General features: G+C 70.8%; 10 protein-coding genes, 1 pseudogene and 2 riboswitches. Of the genes and pseudogenes, 5 read left to right on the top strand and 6 right to left on the bottom strand.

What is annotated here, in order from left to right; all coding sequences use genetic code 11:
• Positions 1 to 52 precede the first annotated feature (52 nt).
• On the bottom strand, positions 53 to 2377 hold the full coding sequence (metE, locus tag ACWY4P_RS01415; RefSeq protein ID WP_456208232.1) for a 5-methyltetrahydropteroyltriglutamate--homocysteine S-methyltransferase: 2325 nt from the start codon (positions 2375 to 2377) through the stop codon (positions 53 to 55).
• Positions 2378 to 2518: 141 nt separating this feature from the next.
• Positions 2519 to 2755: riboswitch (cobalamin riboswitch) on the bottom strand.
• Between the two features lie 131 nt (positions 2756 to 2886).
• A riboswitch (cobalamin riboswitch) is annotated at positions 2887 to 3088 on the top strand.
• A gap of 68 nt (positions 3089 to 3156) precedes the next feature.
• Between metE and ACWY4P_RS01420 the strand changes: the two genes are divergently transcribed.
• From ACWY4P_RS01420 to ACWY4P_RS01430, 3 genes are read left to right on the top strand one after another with little or no spacing between them, the layout of a single operon-like run.
• Positions 3157 to 4203, top strand: a complete 1047-nt coding sequence (locus ACWY4P_RS01420; RefSeq protein ID WP_456208233.1) for an ABC transporter substrate-binding protein — start codon at positions 3157 to 3159, stop codon at positions 4201 to 4203.
• Positions 4200 to 5252: a FecCD family ABC transporter permease gene (locus tag ACWY4P_RS01425; RefSeq protein ID WP_456208234.1), complete on the top strand. Its 1053-nt coding sequence runs from the start codon at positions 4200 to 4202 to the stop codon at positions 5250 to 5252. The genes ACWY4P_RS01420 and ACWY4P_RS01425 overlap by 4 nt, the downstream gene beginning before the upstream one ends.
• Positions 5249 to 6046 carry an ABC transporter ATP-binding protein gene (locus ACWY4P_RS01430; RefSeq protein WP_456208235.1) on the top strand — a complete coding sequence of 266 codons (798 nt, stop codon included), beginning with the start codon at positions 5249 to 5251 and terminating at the stop codon, positions 6044 to 6046. Before ACWY4P_RS01425 ends, ACWY4P_RS01430 begins: the two co-directional genes overlap by 4 nt.
• Before the next feature lie 15 nt (positions 6047 to 6061).
• Here the strand turns inward: ACWY4P_RS01430 and ACWY4P_RS01435 are convergent, their stop codons facing one another.
• From ACWY4P_RS01435 to ACWY4P_RS01445, 3 genes are all read right to left on the bottom strand, one after another.
• Positions 6062 to 7846: an FAD-binding dehydrogenase gene (locus ACWY4P_RS01435; protein ID WP_456208236.1), complete on the bottom strand. Its 1785-nt coding sequence runs from the start codon at positions 7844 to 7846 to the stop codon at positions 6062 to 6064.
• Between the two features lie 236 nt (positions 7847 to 8082).
• Positions 8083 to 8436, bottom strand: a complete 354-nt coding sequence (locus ACWY4P_RS01440) for a hypothetical protein (protein WP_456208237.1) — start codon at positions 8434 to 8436, stop codon at positions 8083 to 8085.
• Positions 8433 to 8858, bottom strand: a complete 426-nt coding sequence (locus ACWY4P_RS01445; RefSeq protein ID WP_456208238.1) for a hypothetical protein — start codon at positions 8856 to 8858, stop codon at positions 8433 to 8435. The genes ACWY4P_RS01440 and ACWY4P_RS01445 overlap by 4 nt, the downstream gene beginning before the upstream one ends.
• Between ACWY4P_RS01445 and ACWY4P_RS01450 the strand changes: the two genes are divergently transcribed.
• Positions 8832 to 9518 carry an IPT/TIG domain-containing protein gene (locus ACWY4P_RS01450; RefSeq protein ID WP_456208239.1) on the top strand — a complete coding sequence of 229 codons (687 nt, stop codon included), beginning with the start codon at positions 8832 to 8834 and terminating at the stop codon, positions 9516 to 9518. The genes ACWY4P_RS01445 and ACWY4P_RS01450 overlap by 27 nt on opposite strands.
• Positions 9519 to 9740: 222 nt before the next feature.
• Positions 9741 to 11630 (top strand): ATP-binding cassette domain-containing protein, encoded by a 1890-nt coding sequence (locus ACWY4P_RS01455; protein WP_456208240.1) that lies wholly within the window; start codon positions 9741 to 9743, stop codon positions 11628 to 11630.
• A gap of 189 nt (positions 11631 to 11819) precedes the next feature.
• On the opposite strand, the gene tpg is transcribed toward ACWY4P_RS01455, so the two are convergent.
• A complete protein-coding gene (gene tpg / locus ACWY4P_RS01460) occupies positions 11820 to 12377 on the bottom strand; it encodes a telomere-protecting terminal protein Tpg (RefSeq protein ID WP_456208241.1) in 558 nt (185 codons plus the stop codon).
• 12 nt (positions 12378 to 12389) lie between these two features.
• Positions 12390 to 14439 (bottom strand): annotated as a pseudogene (tap, locus tag ACWY4P_RS01465) (telomere-associated protein Tap).
• Positions 14440 to 14516 lie beyond the last annotated feature (77 nt).

The following is a 14516-nucleotide window of genomic DNA, read 5'->3' on the forward strand; positions in this document are numbered from 1 at the left end:
GTGTGGCCGGGGCGGAACACCTTCCCAGGAGCCCGCCCCGGCCACGGTGACCTCACAAGGTCACGGAGGGCAGGCCGCTGCGGGCTTCACGGGCCGCCGCCACCAGGTTCTCCAGCGAGGCCCGCACCTCGGGCCACCCGCGGGTCTTCAGGCCGCAGTCGGGGTTCACCCACAGCCGCTCGGCGGGGATGGCCTCAAGTCCCTTGTGCAGCAGGGCCGTCGTCTCCGCCACACCCGGGACACGCGGGGAGTGGATGTCGTAGACACCCGGTCCCGCCGCACGCGGATACCCGTGCTCGGCCAGTTCGCGGGCCACCTGCATATGGGAGCGCGCCGCCTCCAGGCTGATGACATCGGCGTCGAGGTCGTCAATGGCCCGGACGATGTCACCGAACTCTGCGTAGCACATGTGGGTGTGGATCTGGGTGTCCGGCCGCACACCGCTCGTGGTCAGCCGGAACGCCGCGGTGGCCCACGCCAGGTACTCCGGGCGGTCGGCGGCACGCAGCGGCAGCGTCTCGCGCAGGGCGGGCTCGTCGACCTGGATGACGGACGTGCCGACCGCCTCCAGGTCGCCCACCTCGTCGCGCAGGGCGAGGGCGACCTGACGGGCGGTCTCGGCGAGCGGCTGGTCGTCGCGGACGAAGGACCAGGCGAGCATGGTGACCGGGCCGGTGAGCATGCCCTTGACCGGGCGGTCGGTGAGGGACTGGGCGTACGTCGTCCAGCGCGCCGTCATCGGTTCGGGACGGGAGACATCGCCGGCGAGGATCGGCGGGCGGACGTAGCGGGTGCCGTAGGACTGGACCCAGCCGTGCCGGGTGGCGAGGTAGCCGGTGAGCTGTTCGGCGAAGTACTGGACCATGTCGCTTCGTTCGGGCTCGCCGTGCACCAGGACGTCGAGGCCGGCCTTCTCCTGGAAGGAGATCACCTCGCGGATCTCGGCCTCGATCCGCTCCTCGTAGGCGGCCTGGTCGATCCGCCCGGCCCTCAGATCGGCGCGGGCGGCGCGCAGCTCATCGGTCTGTGGGAAGGAGCCGATCGTGGTCGTCGGCAGCGGGGGCAGGCGCAGGTGGGTGCGCTGGGCCGTGGCACGTTCGGCGTATGGCTGGGAGCGGCGGGCGTCGGCGGCGGTGACGGCCGCGGTGCGGGCGCGGACGGCGGGGTCGCGGGTGATGCGGGAGACCGCTCGGGAGGCCAGATCGGCCCGGTTGGCCGCCAGTTCGGCCGCGATGGTGTCCGTGCCCTGGGCCAGGCCGCGGGCCAGGGTGACGATCTCACCGGTCTTCTGCCGGGCGAAGGCCAGCCAGCGCAGGATCTGGGGTTCGATGTCCCGCTCGGCGGCGGCGTCGAGCGGGACGTGCAGCAGGGAGCAGGAGGCGGCGACGTCGACCCGGTCAGCCAGGCCGAGGAGGGTGCCGAGGGTGGACAGCGACTTCTCCAGGTCGTTGCCCCATACGTTGCGGCCGTCCACGACGCCGGCGACGAGGCGCTTGCCGGGCAGGCCGCCGACGGCGGCGAGTGCGTCAAGGTTCGCGGCAGCGGCGCCGGTGAAGTCCACAGCGAGCCCGTCGACAGGGGCCTTGACCAGGACCGGCAGGGCCTCGCCGAGCCGGTCGAAGTAGGAGGCCACCAGCAGCTTCGGGCGGTCGGTGAGGCCGCCGAGGTGGTGGTAGGCGCGGGCTGCGGCGTTCAGTTCGGCCGGGGTGCGGTCCTGGACGAGGGCGGGCTCGTCCAGCTGCGCCCACTGCGCGCCCGCCGCGCGGAGATCGGTGAGGATCTCCGCGTAGACCGGGAGCAGCCGGTCCAGGAGGGTCAGTGGCTCGAAGTCAGCGGCGACGCCGGGGGCCGGCTTGGCGAGCAGCAGATAGGTGACCGGGCCGACCAGGACCGGGCGCGGGGTGTGGCCGAGCGTGAGGGCCTCACGCGCCTCGGCGACCTGTTTGGTCGAGTCGGCCGCGAAGACCGTGTCCGGGCCCACCTCGGGCACGAGATAGTGGTAGTTGGTGTCGAACCACTTGGTCATCTCCAGCGGCGCCGCCTCCTGCGTGCCGCGCGCCATCGCGAAGTAACCGCCCAGGGGGTCGGCCTCGACGGCGGCACGGTGGCGGGCGGGGATCGCACCGACCATGACCGTGGTGTCCAGAACGTGGTCGTAGTACGAGAAGTCGCCGGTCGGCACCTCGTGGATACCGGCATCGGCCAGCTGCCGCCAGGTGGCGCGGCGCAGACCGGCCGCGACCTCACGCAGGCCTTCGGCGGTGACCCGGCCCTTCCAATGGCCCTCGATCGCCTTCTTCAGTTCCCGGTTCGGCCCCTGGCGGGGGTAGCCGTACACGGTGGCCCGGGCTGCCATGGCTGCGGCCTTGGTTGTCACGGAACTCTCCTTCGCGAGCACTCGTTTCGACTTCCCGGGACGGGACGAGGGCGAAGGGATGGCGAAGGCGGCGAGACCCGCTGGGGGTGCTCGACCGTGCCGCCGACCCGCCCTCGAGGTCACCGAGATTCCGTGCGCGCACATCGCACACGGGCAGTGGCAGGTCTTCGGACTCGCAGGCGCGCCTCGTGACGTACGACCTGTCGTACGAGGCACCTACTGGCCGTCGCTTCCCAGACCCGGCTCTCCGGGCCCAGTGCTTGATGACGGCGGTCGTTCCCGCTCACCGCTGCGGGGCAGTCCCGGATTCCCACCGGGTTCCCTCTTGCGACGCGCCTGCCTGGCGGACAGGGCGAACCAGCTGCACCGCCAGCCTATACAGGCGGCGGGCGCGGGGGCGACCCAGTGGACAAGGCGTTCGCCACGCGCGAGCGCGTCCAGGTGCGGATCGCCGCCATGCCAGGGGGGAAGTCAGTGGTGCTCGCGCCGGCAGGGGCGTGAGGCGCGTGTGGTAGCTTGCCGGGGCCAGTCGTACCCATGTACGTACACGTGCGTGCACGGGTCAGGGAATCCGGTGTGAATCCGGAGCTGACGCGCAGCGGTGAGGGCGACGGGCGGGGCATCGGCCACTGGACGGCGATCGCGGTCCGGGAAGGCGCCTCGTTCCGGCTGACCCCGAGCCCGAAGACCTGCTGGCGGCCTCCGACACCGGAAAACGGCCGGGGGAGCACTGTACGACCGGGCTTCGCGCAAGAGCCCTCGACACCGAAGGAAGCTCCGTGCCGCTCGCACGCCCTCTCCGTCATGCCGTCCCGCTCCTGGCAGGTGCCCTGCTGCTGACCGGCTGCGGTGGTTCCTCCGGCCCGTCGGCCGAGGCGAGCCCGGCCAAGGGCAAGTCCGCCGGCTATCCGGTCACTCTCGACAACTGCGGGCAGAAGGTCCACGTCGACGAACCTCCGCAGCGGGCGGTCTCCCTCAACCAGGGTACGACCGAGATCATGCTCTCCCTCGGGCTCGCCGACCGTATGGTGGGTACCGCCACCTGGACGGACCCGGTGGCGAAAGGGCTGGAGAAGGCCAACGCGAAGGTGAAGCGGCTGTCCGACAACGCCCCCTCGTTCGAAAAAGTCCTGGACACCGAACCCGACTTCGTCGCCTCCTCCTTCGCCTCCACACTCGGCAAGGGCGGTGTGGCCCCGCGGAAGGAGTTCGACAAGCTCGGCGTGGCCACCTACCTCTCCCCCTCCGACTGCGTCGGCAAGGACAACAGCGGTGACGGCGATGGTGCGCGCACCGAGCCGCTGACCATGGACGCGGTTTATGGCGAAGTCACCGACCTGGCACGGATCTTCGGCGTGCAGGAGCGCGGCGAGAAGCTCGTCGCCGATCTCAAGGCCCGGGTAAAGAGGGCCACCTCCGGCCTCGACGCCCGGGATGTCACCGTCATGTACTGGTTCGCCAACTCCCAGTCCCCGTACGTGGCGGGCTGCTGCGGCGCCCCCGGCATCATCACCCGCGAACTCGGCGCGAAGAACGCCTTCGACGACACCCACGAGGAGTGGCCCCAGGTCAACTGGGAGACCGTCGCCGACCGCGACCCCGACATCCTCGTCATCGGCGACCTGACCCGCAAGCAGCAGACGGCCGAAACCGCGGCGAAGAAGATCGAGTTCCTGGAGTCCGACCCGGTCACGAGGAGCCTGACCGCGGTGAAGAACAAGCGGTACGTGCTGCTGTCCGGGCAGGCCATGAATCCGACCATCCGGACCGTCGAGGGCATCGAGAAGGTGTCGGCGGCGCTGCGCGAGTACGGCCTCGAGGGATGAGCACCGCCCTGTCCTCGGCCGCGCCGGCAGCGGTGCGCGGTCTGCGCCGCGCGCTGCTGTGGGCGGCCGGTCTCGCGCTGCTGTGCGTCTCCATCGCCGTGGCGATCACCATCGGCCCGGCGGACATCGCGGTCGGTGACGTATGGGCGACGGTGGCGGCCCATCTCGGCTGGGGAAAGGCGGAGTTGACACCCATCCGGGACGGGATCGTGTGGAACCTGCGACTACCGCGCACCCTGCTCGCGGCCGTGTGCGGCGCCGGACTGGCCGTGTGCGGGGCGGTGATGCAGTCCCTGCTGCGCAACCCGCTCGCCGACCCCTTCGTCCTGGGCGTCTCGTCCGGGGCCTCGACCGGCGCGGTCGTGGTCGTCGTGCTCGGCGCGGGAGGCGGGGCAATGTCCGTGTCGGGCGGGGCATTCTTGGGGGCGATTGGCTCCTTCGCGCTGGTGCTGCTGCTCAGCCACACTCTCGGCGGCACCACGGACCGGGTGGTGCTCTCCGGCGTCGCGGCCATGCAGCTGTTCTCCGCGCTCACCTCCTTCGTCGTGATGACGGCGGCCGACGCCGAGACCACCCGCGGGGTGCTGTTCTGGCTGCTCGGCTCGCTCAGCGGGGCCGACTGGACGGATGTGGGGGTGTGCTCGGCGGCGCTGGTGGCGGCGCTGCTGGTGTGCGCCGGGCGCGCCGGACAGCTGGACGCGTTCGCGTTCGGGCAGGAGGCGGCCGCCTCGCTGGGCGTGAACGTGGCCCGCACCCGGCTGGTGCTGCTGTGCGCCACCGCCCTGCTGACGGCCGTCCTGGTCAGCTCGGCCGGGGCGATCGGCTTCGTCGGCCTGGTACTGCCGCACGCCGCCCGCGCGCTCACCGGACCCGGCCATACGCGGCTGCTGCCGGCCACCGCTCTGGCCGGGGCGGTGTTCCTGGTGTGGGTCGACACCCTCGCCCGTACCGTCCTGGACCCGCAGGAGGTGCCGGTGGGCGTGGTGACCTCGCTGATCGGCGTCCCGGCGTTCGTCCTCGTGCTGTACCGGACCAGGAGTCCGCGATGACCGGCACCGCTGACGGCGCCGGGCTGCGCGCCGATCGGCTCACCTACACGGCGGGCGGCACGCCGATCCTGGACGGGGTCAGCCTCACCCCACGCCCCGGTACCGTCACCGGCCTCCTCGGCCCGAACGGCTCGGGCAAATCCACGCTGCTGCGCCTGCTCGCCGGCGTCATCACGCCGGCCTCCGGCACCGTCACTCTCGACGACCGCCCACTGGAGCAGGTGGGGCGCCGCGCGGTCGCCCGCCGTGTGGCCGTCGTCGAGCAACAGGCCGACACCCAGGTCGCGTTGACCGTCCTCGAGGTCGTACGCCTCGGCCGCGTCCCTCACCGCCGGGCCTGGGCCCCCGCCTCGCCCGAGGACGAGGAGGCCGTCGGTGCCGCGCTGGCCCGCACCGGGCTGACCGACAAGGCCGGCCGCCCCTGGCACACCCTCTCCGGCGGCGAACGCCAGCGCGTCCAGATCGCCCGCGCCCTCGCCCAGCAGCCGCGGGAACTGCTACTGGACGAACCCACCAACCACCTCGACATTCAGCACCAGCTCGCCCTGCTGACCTTGATCACCGAACTCCGCCTCACCAGCGTCGTCGCCCTGCACGACCTGAACCTGGCAGCGATGTACTGCGACCGGCTCGTGGTCCTCAAGCAGGGCCGCGTGGTGGCCTGCGGCAGCCCGCAGGACGTCCTCACCCCGGCCCTCATCGCCGACGTCTACGGCGTACGGGCCACCGTCACCCGCACCGGCCCCGACGACCGCCCCCACATACGCTTCCTGGGCACACTCCCGCCTCGCTGACCACCGAGGCCCGCCTCAGGTTGCGGTCGCCTCCGCGGCGGCGCGCCCCGCCTCGCGGCCGGAGAAGAGGCAGCCGCCGAGGAAGGTGCCCTCCAGGGAGCGGTAGCCGTGGACTCCGCCGCCGCCGAAGCCCGCGACCTCTCCGGCCGCGTACAGACCGGGCACGGGGTTCCCGGCCGTGTCCAGGACGCGGCCGGAGAGGTCGGTCTGGAGGCCGCCGAGCGTCTTGCGGGTGAGGACGTTCAGACGTACGGCGATCAGGGGTCCGGCGCCCGGATCGAGGATCTTGTGGATGGAGGCCGTGCGGCTGAGAGTGTCCCCGGGGTAGGCGAGGGCGTTGCGGATGCCCATGACCTGGACGTCCTTGGTGTAGGGGTTGTCGATCTCCCGGTCGCGGGCGTCGATCTGCCGTTTGAGGTCGGCGAGGTCGATGAGGTTGTCGCCGGTCAGTTTGTTCATGCCGGTGACGAGTTCGGCCAGTGTCGAGGCCACGACGAAGTCGGCGCCCTTGTTCTTGAATCTCTCGATCGGCTCGGGGGTCTGCCAGATACGTGACAGCAGCTGCCAGATGTTCTTGTTGGTGAGGTCCGGGTTCTGCTCGGAGCCGGAGAGCGCGAACTCCTTCGCGATGATCTTCTGGGTGGTGACGAACCAGGAGTAGTCGTAGCCGGAGTCGGTGATCGACTTGAGGGTGTGCAGGGTGTCGTAGCCCGGGATGTCCGGGCTGTTGAAGCGCTTGCCCGTGGCGTCGAACCACATCGAGGACGGGCCGGGCAGGATGCGGATGCCGTGGCCCGGCCAGATCGGGTCGTAATTCCGCAGGCCCTCGGTGTAGTGCCACATCCGGTCGGGGTTGACGATCCGGCCGCCTGCCTTCTGCGTGATCGCCAGCATCCGGCCGTCGACGTGCGCGGGGACACCGGTGACCATGAACTTCGGCGGGGTGCCGAGGCGGGTCGGCCAGTTCTGGCGGACGAGGTCGTGGTTGGCGCCGATACCGCCGGAGGTGACGACCACAACCGGGGCGCGCAGTTCGAAGTCGCCGATGACCGTGCGGGAGCTGGGCTTGCCGCGGGCGGCGTCGCTCGGCTCCAGGACCGCGCCGCGCACGCCGGTGACCACGCCGCCGGTCGTCACCAGTTCGTCGACGCGGTGCCGGAACTTGAAGGTCACCTTGCCGGCGGCGACCGCGGCGCGCACCTTCTTCTCGAAGGGTTCGACGACCGCCGGCCCCGTTCCCCAGGTGACATGGAAGCGGGGCACCGAGTTGCCGTGCCCGTCCGCGAGACCGCCGCCGCGCTCGGCCCAGCCCACAATCGGGAACCACTGCACACCCAGACCGGAGAGCCAGGAGCGCTTCTCGCCCGCGGCGAAGTCCACATACGCCTCGGCCCACTTGTACGCCCAGAAGTCCTGACCCACGGGGTCGGCGATGCCCCGGTCGAATCCCGCCGTGCCCAGCCAGTCCTGCCAGGCCAGGTCCTGGGAGTCCTTGATACCCATCAGGCGCTGCTCGGCGGAGTCGACCAAGAACAGACCGCCGAAGGACCAGAACGCCTGCCCGCCAAGGCTGGCCTCGGGCTCCTGGTCGAGGAGGAGCACCTTGCGCCCGGCCGCGGCCAGTTCGGCCGTGGCGACCAGACCGGCGAGCCCGTGACCCACCACGATGGCGTCCGCGTCCTGCGACTCGGCGGCGAAAGCGGGAACCGTCTGGAGGAGGGTCGCGGCCGCGAGTACCCCGCCCGCCACCGTCAGAGCACGACGACGGGTGATCGCGGCCGGGGCTGATGTGTTCTGCATGGGCTGCCTTCCGAGGAGGGGCGCAGGGGCGTGGGATACGCATGGCGCCACTGCGACGGCAAGGTGTTACCGACGGTAGCCCAGGGGCGATTCGTACGACCAGAGTGCTGCGCCATCAACTCCGCGCTGAGACCGGGGCGTTGGCTGATCAGGGTGCCAACGCCAATGCCGGACGCGTGCGAGGCCGACGCCACCGCTGCCGGTGCCGCGCGAGCGGACGGCCAAGCGCTCCGCGTTCAGGGGCTCACCATGGCCTTGCCGACTTTGAGGTGGGCGCGGGCTCCCGTGAACAGGAAGTGGCCCCGGCTCTCGTCCTTCGTTCCCTTCGGCATGTCCACACGCAGTTCGTAATGTTCCTGGGTGTCCGTGGTGATCAGCAGTTGCATCACCCGGTACCTCTTCTCCTTCACCTCGTACGTGGTGTCGGTGACCATGGCCTCGTAGCCGTGGAAGCTGGTGGGGACGTACAGCGTCCGGGCATTGTCGTCCGCCCAGGACAGGGTGGCCTCCGTCGCCCACTCCTTGATCGGCGTGGGCACCGCCTCCTTGCGGGTCAGACGGATCTGGACAGTCTTGTCGCCGTAGGTCACCGACCGGGAGGGTCCCGGTGGTCCGCGCCGGAGTCCGAGCGGTCGTACTCGGGGGTGCCGGCGGGCACCGACAGGATCGCGTCGAGTTGCTTCTCTCGATGGGCGGTCCAGGTGCCGGGACGTGGCGACGGGCTGCCGCTCGTGCTCGGGGCGTCAGTCGTCCGCGCCGCCGGGGTTGCTCCGTCGTCGGCCACGGTGACACCCGCCCAGACAGCACCTCCGACCACCAGCACGCCGACCATGGCGGTGGTGAGCAGGCGTCCGGTGGCGTACGGGCGCTTCGGTGCGGGGCTGGTGGTGTGGGCGTGAGTGGATGCGGTCGCGGCGGAGGACGCGTCGGCCCCGCCCGTCAGCCCTACCGTCCCCGGGTCAGCGGCCTGTCCATCCCGTTCTACGTGGCGGTCGCCCACGACGGCGGGCACGCGTATGTGAGCGTGGACGGCATCAGCGCGGTGAAGGTCATCAACGTCGCCTCGGACACCGTCATGGCCACCGTGCCCGGCTTCAACGTACCCAACTGGCTCACCGTCACCCCGGACAGCCGATACGTGTACGTGGTCAACAACGGCGGCGACGCGGTCAGCGTATTCCGCTCGGCTCCCGGCATGGTGCCCGACCAGGGCCCGATCGGCGGCGGGACCACCGTGACCATCACCGGCCGGTACGTCACCGGCGCCACCGCCGTGAAATTCGGCTCACAGGCGGCCAGGAGCTTCACCGTCGTGGACGACAACACCATCACAGCGGTGACCCCCTCAGGCACCGGCGCGGTGTGGGTGACGGTGACCGCGCCCGGCGGGACCGGTGTCCTCGGCCACTTCTACTACATCCCGCCGCCCCGCCTCACCAGTCTGTCGCCGACCGACGGACCGGTGGGCGGGGACAGCACGGTGGTGATCGACGGCAGCAACCTCAGCACGGCCGAAGAAGTGAGGTTCGGGGCCGTCACACTCTTTCCCTTCGTGGACTCCGACAGCCGACTCACCGTGACCGCACCGCCGGCCGCGGTCCCAGGGGCCGTCATGGTCCAGGCGATCACACCCGGCGGGCCCTCCAACACCCTCCCGTACGCCTACACGTAGTGAGGCAACCTCATACGTCACACACGTAACAACCTCCGGCGTTTCGGCCAAACCTGACCGCCCCGGAAGCCGTATGGCACTGCGCCCACGCGTTCGACGCCCCCGAATACCGGGCTCTGTGCTTCGTCCGGAATCGAGCGCGTTCGAATCGCTCACCGACTCGTTGAGCCTGGCACCGCCGGACCACCCAGGTGCGGCGCCGAGCCTCCGAGGAGGACGCAGGTGACCGTGACCAACGCCTCGCCCGAAAGCCCCACAACACCGCCCCCTCCGCCACCAGCCACCATCGGCTTCGAGGGGAAGCACGGCAAGAACCCGCTGGAAGAAGCCAGTTTCGCGAAGATGTGCGCACGGCTCCCCTCCGTGCTCGCCCACACCGCGCGCATGGCCTGGACTGTCGACCGCCCCGCGCTCGTCCTCCTCCTCGCCTGCCAGGTCCTCACCGGCACCGCGGCTGCCTTCACCCTCGGGTTCACCGCGAAAGCCATGACGCACATCCTCGGCGTCGGCACGGTGTCCGAACGCCTGCACGCCGCTCTGCCCGCCCTCGTCGTCGTGACGGCGGCCGCCGCTGCCGGCCGGCTCAGCAGTGCGCTGTCCTCCTACGCCGACGGCCGGATCACCCCTCGTCTGATGACCGAGGCGGATGTCGCCCTCGTATCCGCCGTGTGCCGTGTCGAGGCCTCCGCATACGGAGAGCCGGGGTTCGCCGACCGCCAGGAGGCCGCCGAGGTCGGTGTCACCCGCACCAGGCTGATGGTCCAAGACGCCCAGCGTTTCATGGCCGCCATGGTCCGCATGGCCGCCGCCAGCGGCATCATCACCGCCCTCCACTGGCTCATGCTCCCGCTCCTCCTACTCGCCGTGCTCCCCGCCGGCCTGGGCGCCGTCCTGTCCGCCCGCGTCGACTACGAAACCCACTACGCCAACGTCGGCGACCGCAACGTACGCGGCATGATGCGCTGGTGGGCCACCTACTCCCGCTACGGCGACGAGGTGCGCGCCAACGGCATGACCGGCTACCTGGTCTACTGGTACCGCGCCTTGTCCGAGCGCATCGACCAGCGCACCGTGACCGCCGCACCCCGCACGCTCCGCATCGTCCTTTCGACCTCCGTCCTCGGCGGCCTGTTCCTCCTGGGCACCTGGACGGCCCTCGCCTGGCTGGCCACCACCGGCCGCGTCGCCCTGCCTGTCGCTGCCACCGCGGTTGTCGCCGTCCAGACCACACTCGCCGCCCTCTCCCAGCTCGTCATCCACGGCGCTGCGATGTTCCACACCTCGCTCTATCTCGCCGACATGAGGTCATTCCTCGACATGGCGGCCGCCCGCACCCCGAAACGCGGGGAGCTGACCATCCCGGAGCACGTAGCCGAGATCCGCCTCGACGAGGTCGTCTACCAGTACCCCGGCCAGGACGCACCCGCCGTCGACGGCGTCTCCCTCACCCTGCACCGCGGGGAGATCCTGGCCATCGTCGGCGAGAACGGCTCGGGCAAGTCCACACTGACCAAGCTCATCACCGGAATCCTTCTCCCTGACAAAGGTCGCGTCGTGTGGGACGGCACCGATCTGGCCCAGGCCCAACCCGACGCAGTCTGGGCCCGGACCGCGCTCGTGCCCCAGAACTTCGCCTGCTGGCCCCTGCGCGCCCGCGAGAACATCACGCTCGGCCAGCCCAAGACCTACGACGACACCCCGGTGTGGTCTGCCGTTGACGCCGTCGGCATGCGTGAGGCCATCGAGAAGCTGCCCAACCAGCTCGACACCCTGCTCGCCCGCGAACTCTACGGCGGCGCCGAGCTGTCCGGCGGGCAGTGGCAGCGGCTCGTCTGCGGTCGGGCCCTGTACCGCCAAACTCCCCTGTTGATCCTGGACGAACCGACATCGCAGATGGACCCGCGTGGCGAGCACCAAATCTTCCTGGAGGTCAAACGCATCGCCGCTGAGCGCATGACCGTCGTGGTGACACACCAACTCGAGAACACCCGGCTCGCCGACAGGATCGTCGTCATGCACAACGGCCGCATCATCGAGCAGGGCCGGTACGACGATCTCGTGAACGCCGATGGCCTCTTCGCCGAGCTCGTCGCTCTGGCCCAGGACCGGTAGGGCGATGGGAGGTGCCGGATAAGGCAGGGACCACCAGGTTGCCGCGTCGCCACATATCGCGACTATGACAGCCAGAGATGCGACTCCGTGAACGGAGCAATCAGAGGCCGCGCTCGTCGGCCAGGCCAGGCAGCAACCCTGCCCGCCAACTCCGATGGTCCCGGGGCTCGCGGTCGGCCCGGGCTCGGCCTACAGGTCGAACTCCAGGTGTTCGAGGTCGGTGAACTCCACCTCCAGGCCGTGGGCGCGGCGGCCGTTGTCGCGGAAGTAGACCTCGCCCAAGGCCTCGGCCGTGATGTCGCGCAGTTGCTCTTCGGTGGCGCCTTGCTCCTGGGCCTCGAAGAGGCGGGCGGCGTATCGCGGCGGCAGGGCCAAGGGGGGGAGCCGACGCAGCCTGGCGTCGTCGGTCGTGCCGGGGGCGGCGGTAAAGCCGAACCGGGCCCGGACGTCGATGACGATGCCGTCGGTGGTGGCCGCGGTTTCTTTGGCCTTGGCCCGGATCTGTGGCTGCCACCGCTTCTTCACCTCGCGCTCCAGGCGGGCCGCGAGGTCCTTGCGGGGCTTTTTGATCTGGTCCTTCACGTACCGTTCGACGGTGCGCTGGGACACGCGCAGCATCTGGGCGACCGATTTGGTGCCCTTGAGCTGCTTGACCAGGTACCGCATCTGAGCGCCGGCGCTCTTGGGGATCGGGCGCGTGAACGCGCCCTGCACCGCCTTGTCGAGCCCTTCCCCGACCGTGACCATCGGCCTTCTCCCCTACTCTCCATCGTCCTTGGCGGTGGCCTCGCCCGTCTTGATGTACCGCGCCAGGTTCAGGATCGGGCTGTTTTTCTCGCGGACTTCCTCGCCCCACAACACGCTCTGGCTGCCCTCGTGCTTGACCATCCCGGGCGAGACCCCGAGCCGGAACGAGCCGGGCACCGTCTTGCCATCCGCGTCGTAGGGCAGGACGTCCAGCGGGGAGGGCCCGTCGGCGGCGTAGATGGCGCAGTCGGAGAGGATCGCCATCTCCGGGTCACGCTGTTTGTAGCCATCCATCACCTGCAGGAATTCCTCAGGCGGCAGCTTCTCGCCCACGTCCAGATCGTCCATGGTGTCGACGTACGCGTCCCTGAGCCGCTTGTACCAGCCGTCCAGGTACCTGCCCTTCTCCCGGCGCACCCAGGCCTCGATGGACGCGACGTCGTAGCCGAGCTCCACCGCGTAGGCCACGATGGGCGTCGCGTACCAGGCCGGGCCTGTCGGCGTCTCGCCGGTCGGGGTGAACGGGCTGGGCAGCAGCCGGCCTTCGAGCTGCCGCCACTGCTTGCCGACCAGGACCCGGGAGAGGTTGATGTGGGAGAGGTCGACCAGCCACGCCCCGGGCAGCGCCGGGTCGAACTCGGGGTTGGTGACGTGGACCGGCGGTGTCGCCAGGCCGACGACCGCGCCGTTCGCGGCGGCGCCGAAGGCGAGGTTGACGTCGATGCCGACCAGGAACCGCTTCATGCACTCGGCATCGGTCAGTTCCCGCGCCCAGTCGTACGCCTCCTCGAACAGCATCTCCGCGGGCCCGCGCTGGTGGAAGCGCGGCAGATCCTTCAGCAGCGGGTGCCCGTCGGGCGCCTCGCACGGCGCGCAGTCCATCGCCTCCTCACCCAGCGAGCCGGGCCGGTGCTCCTTGTGCCGCTTGCCGTCCGCGTCCGGCTCGCTCGCGCGGGTCGGCGGGTTGAGGGCGGTCATCAGCTCCAGGCCGGTGACCGCGGTGGAGCCGCGCGGCGTCATCACGCGGGTGGCGTAGGTGCCCAGCAGCCGGGCGAGCTCCGGCGGCGGAAGTTGGGCGGCGTGGCCCCAGGAGCGGGCATCGAGCGCGTTCCACGACGGGATGCACAGCTGCACGCACTGCCGCTCCCGGCCCATGGCCGGGCGGTAGATCCTCGCCCACGGCCCGAACCCCCGCTTCGTCAGCCGCCAGTCCGCGCGCTCGAGCTGCCCCAGGACCTTGTGTCCCTCAGGGAGCCGCCCGGCCAGCCGCTCGGACTCCGACAGCTGTGTCGGCAGTCCGTACCGCTCCAGGGCGGCCTCGGTGAGCACCAGCAGCGGGTCGGCGTCCTTGCCCGAGCCGTGCAGCTTCGACGCACCGAGCTGCGCCACCCGCAGCGTCCAATCCACCAGCGCCGGGAGGGATTTGGCGGGCACGTCCAGGATCAGGCCGCCGACGCAGTACGCCACGACCCGGCGGTCGTCGTCGGCGTCGACGACGGCGAGCGGGCCGTTTGCGAACCGCGGATCCGCGGCAGCCACTGCGGCGGTGTCCTTCCTGGGGGCGGCCTTCTTCGCGGCCGGTCGCCGCGACATCGACGACGGCCTGGTCGTGGACGCCGGACGCGACGGTGGTGTGGGGGCGGGGCGCTGAGCGGGGTGCTCAGCGGTCATGGCCGCAGCCTCCGGCGCCAGGCCCGTGGATACGGTCCGCGCTTCCGGCGACTCCTCCGGGGCGGGGCCGGTGAACGTTTCGCCCACCGCCACCGTGTCTTGCGGACGCGCCGGTGTTGGCGTCGGCGGGGTAGAGCTCCGCGAGCCGATTCAGCAGACGCGCATACGCCTCCCGCTGCGGGGGCCGCGGCTCGGGCTTGCCGGACTCCCAGCCGCTGACGGTCGCGCGCCGCACCTTCAGGGCCGCGGCCACCTCGTCCAGCGTCAACCCGTGCGCCTGGCGCAACCGCTTCCGCTCCGCCGGTGCAGGCAACGGGGACCTGGGCGCGACCAGTGCGTCGACCGCGTCAAACAGCTCAGACCCTGGGCATCTCCTTCCAGCCCGCTCCAGCAGTGGATCGTCATCCGGCAGGACCGGCCGCACGATGGCCTGGGAGATCCACTGATGCCGGGCGAGGCGTACCCATG

Source organism: Streptomyces sp. LZ34 (assembly GCF_053890475.1).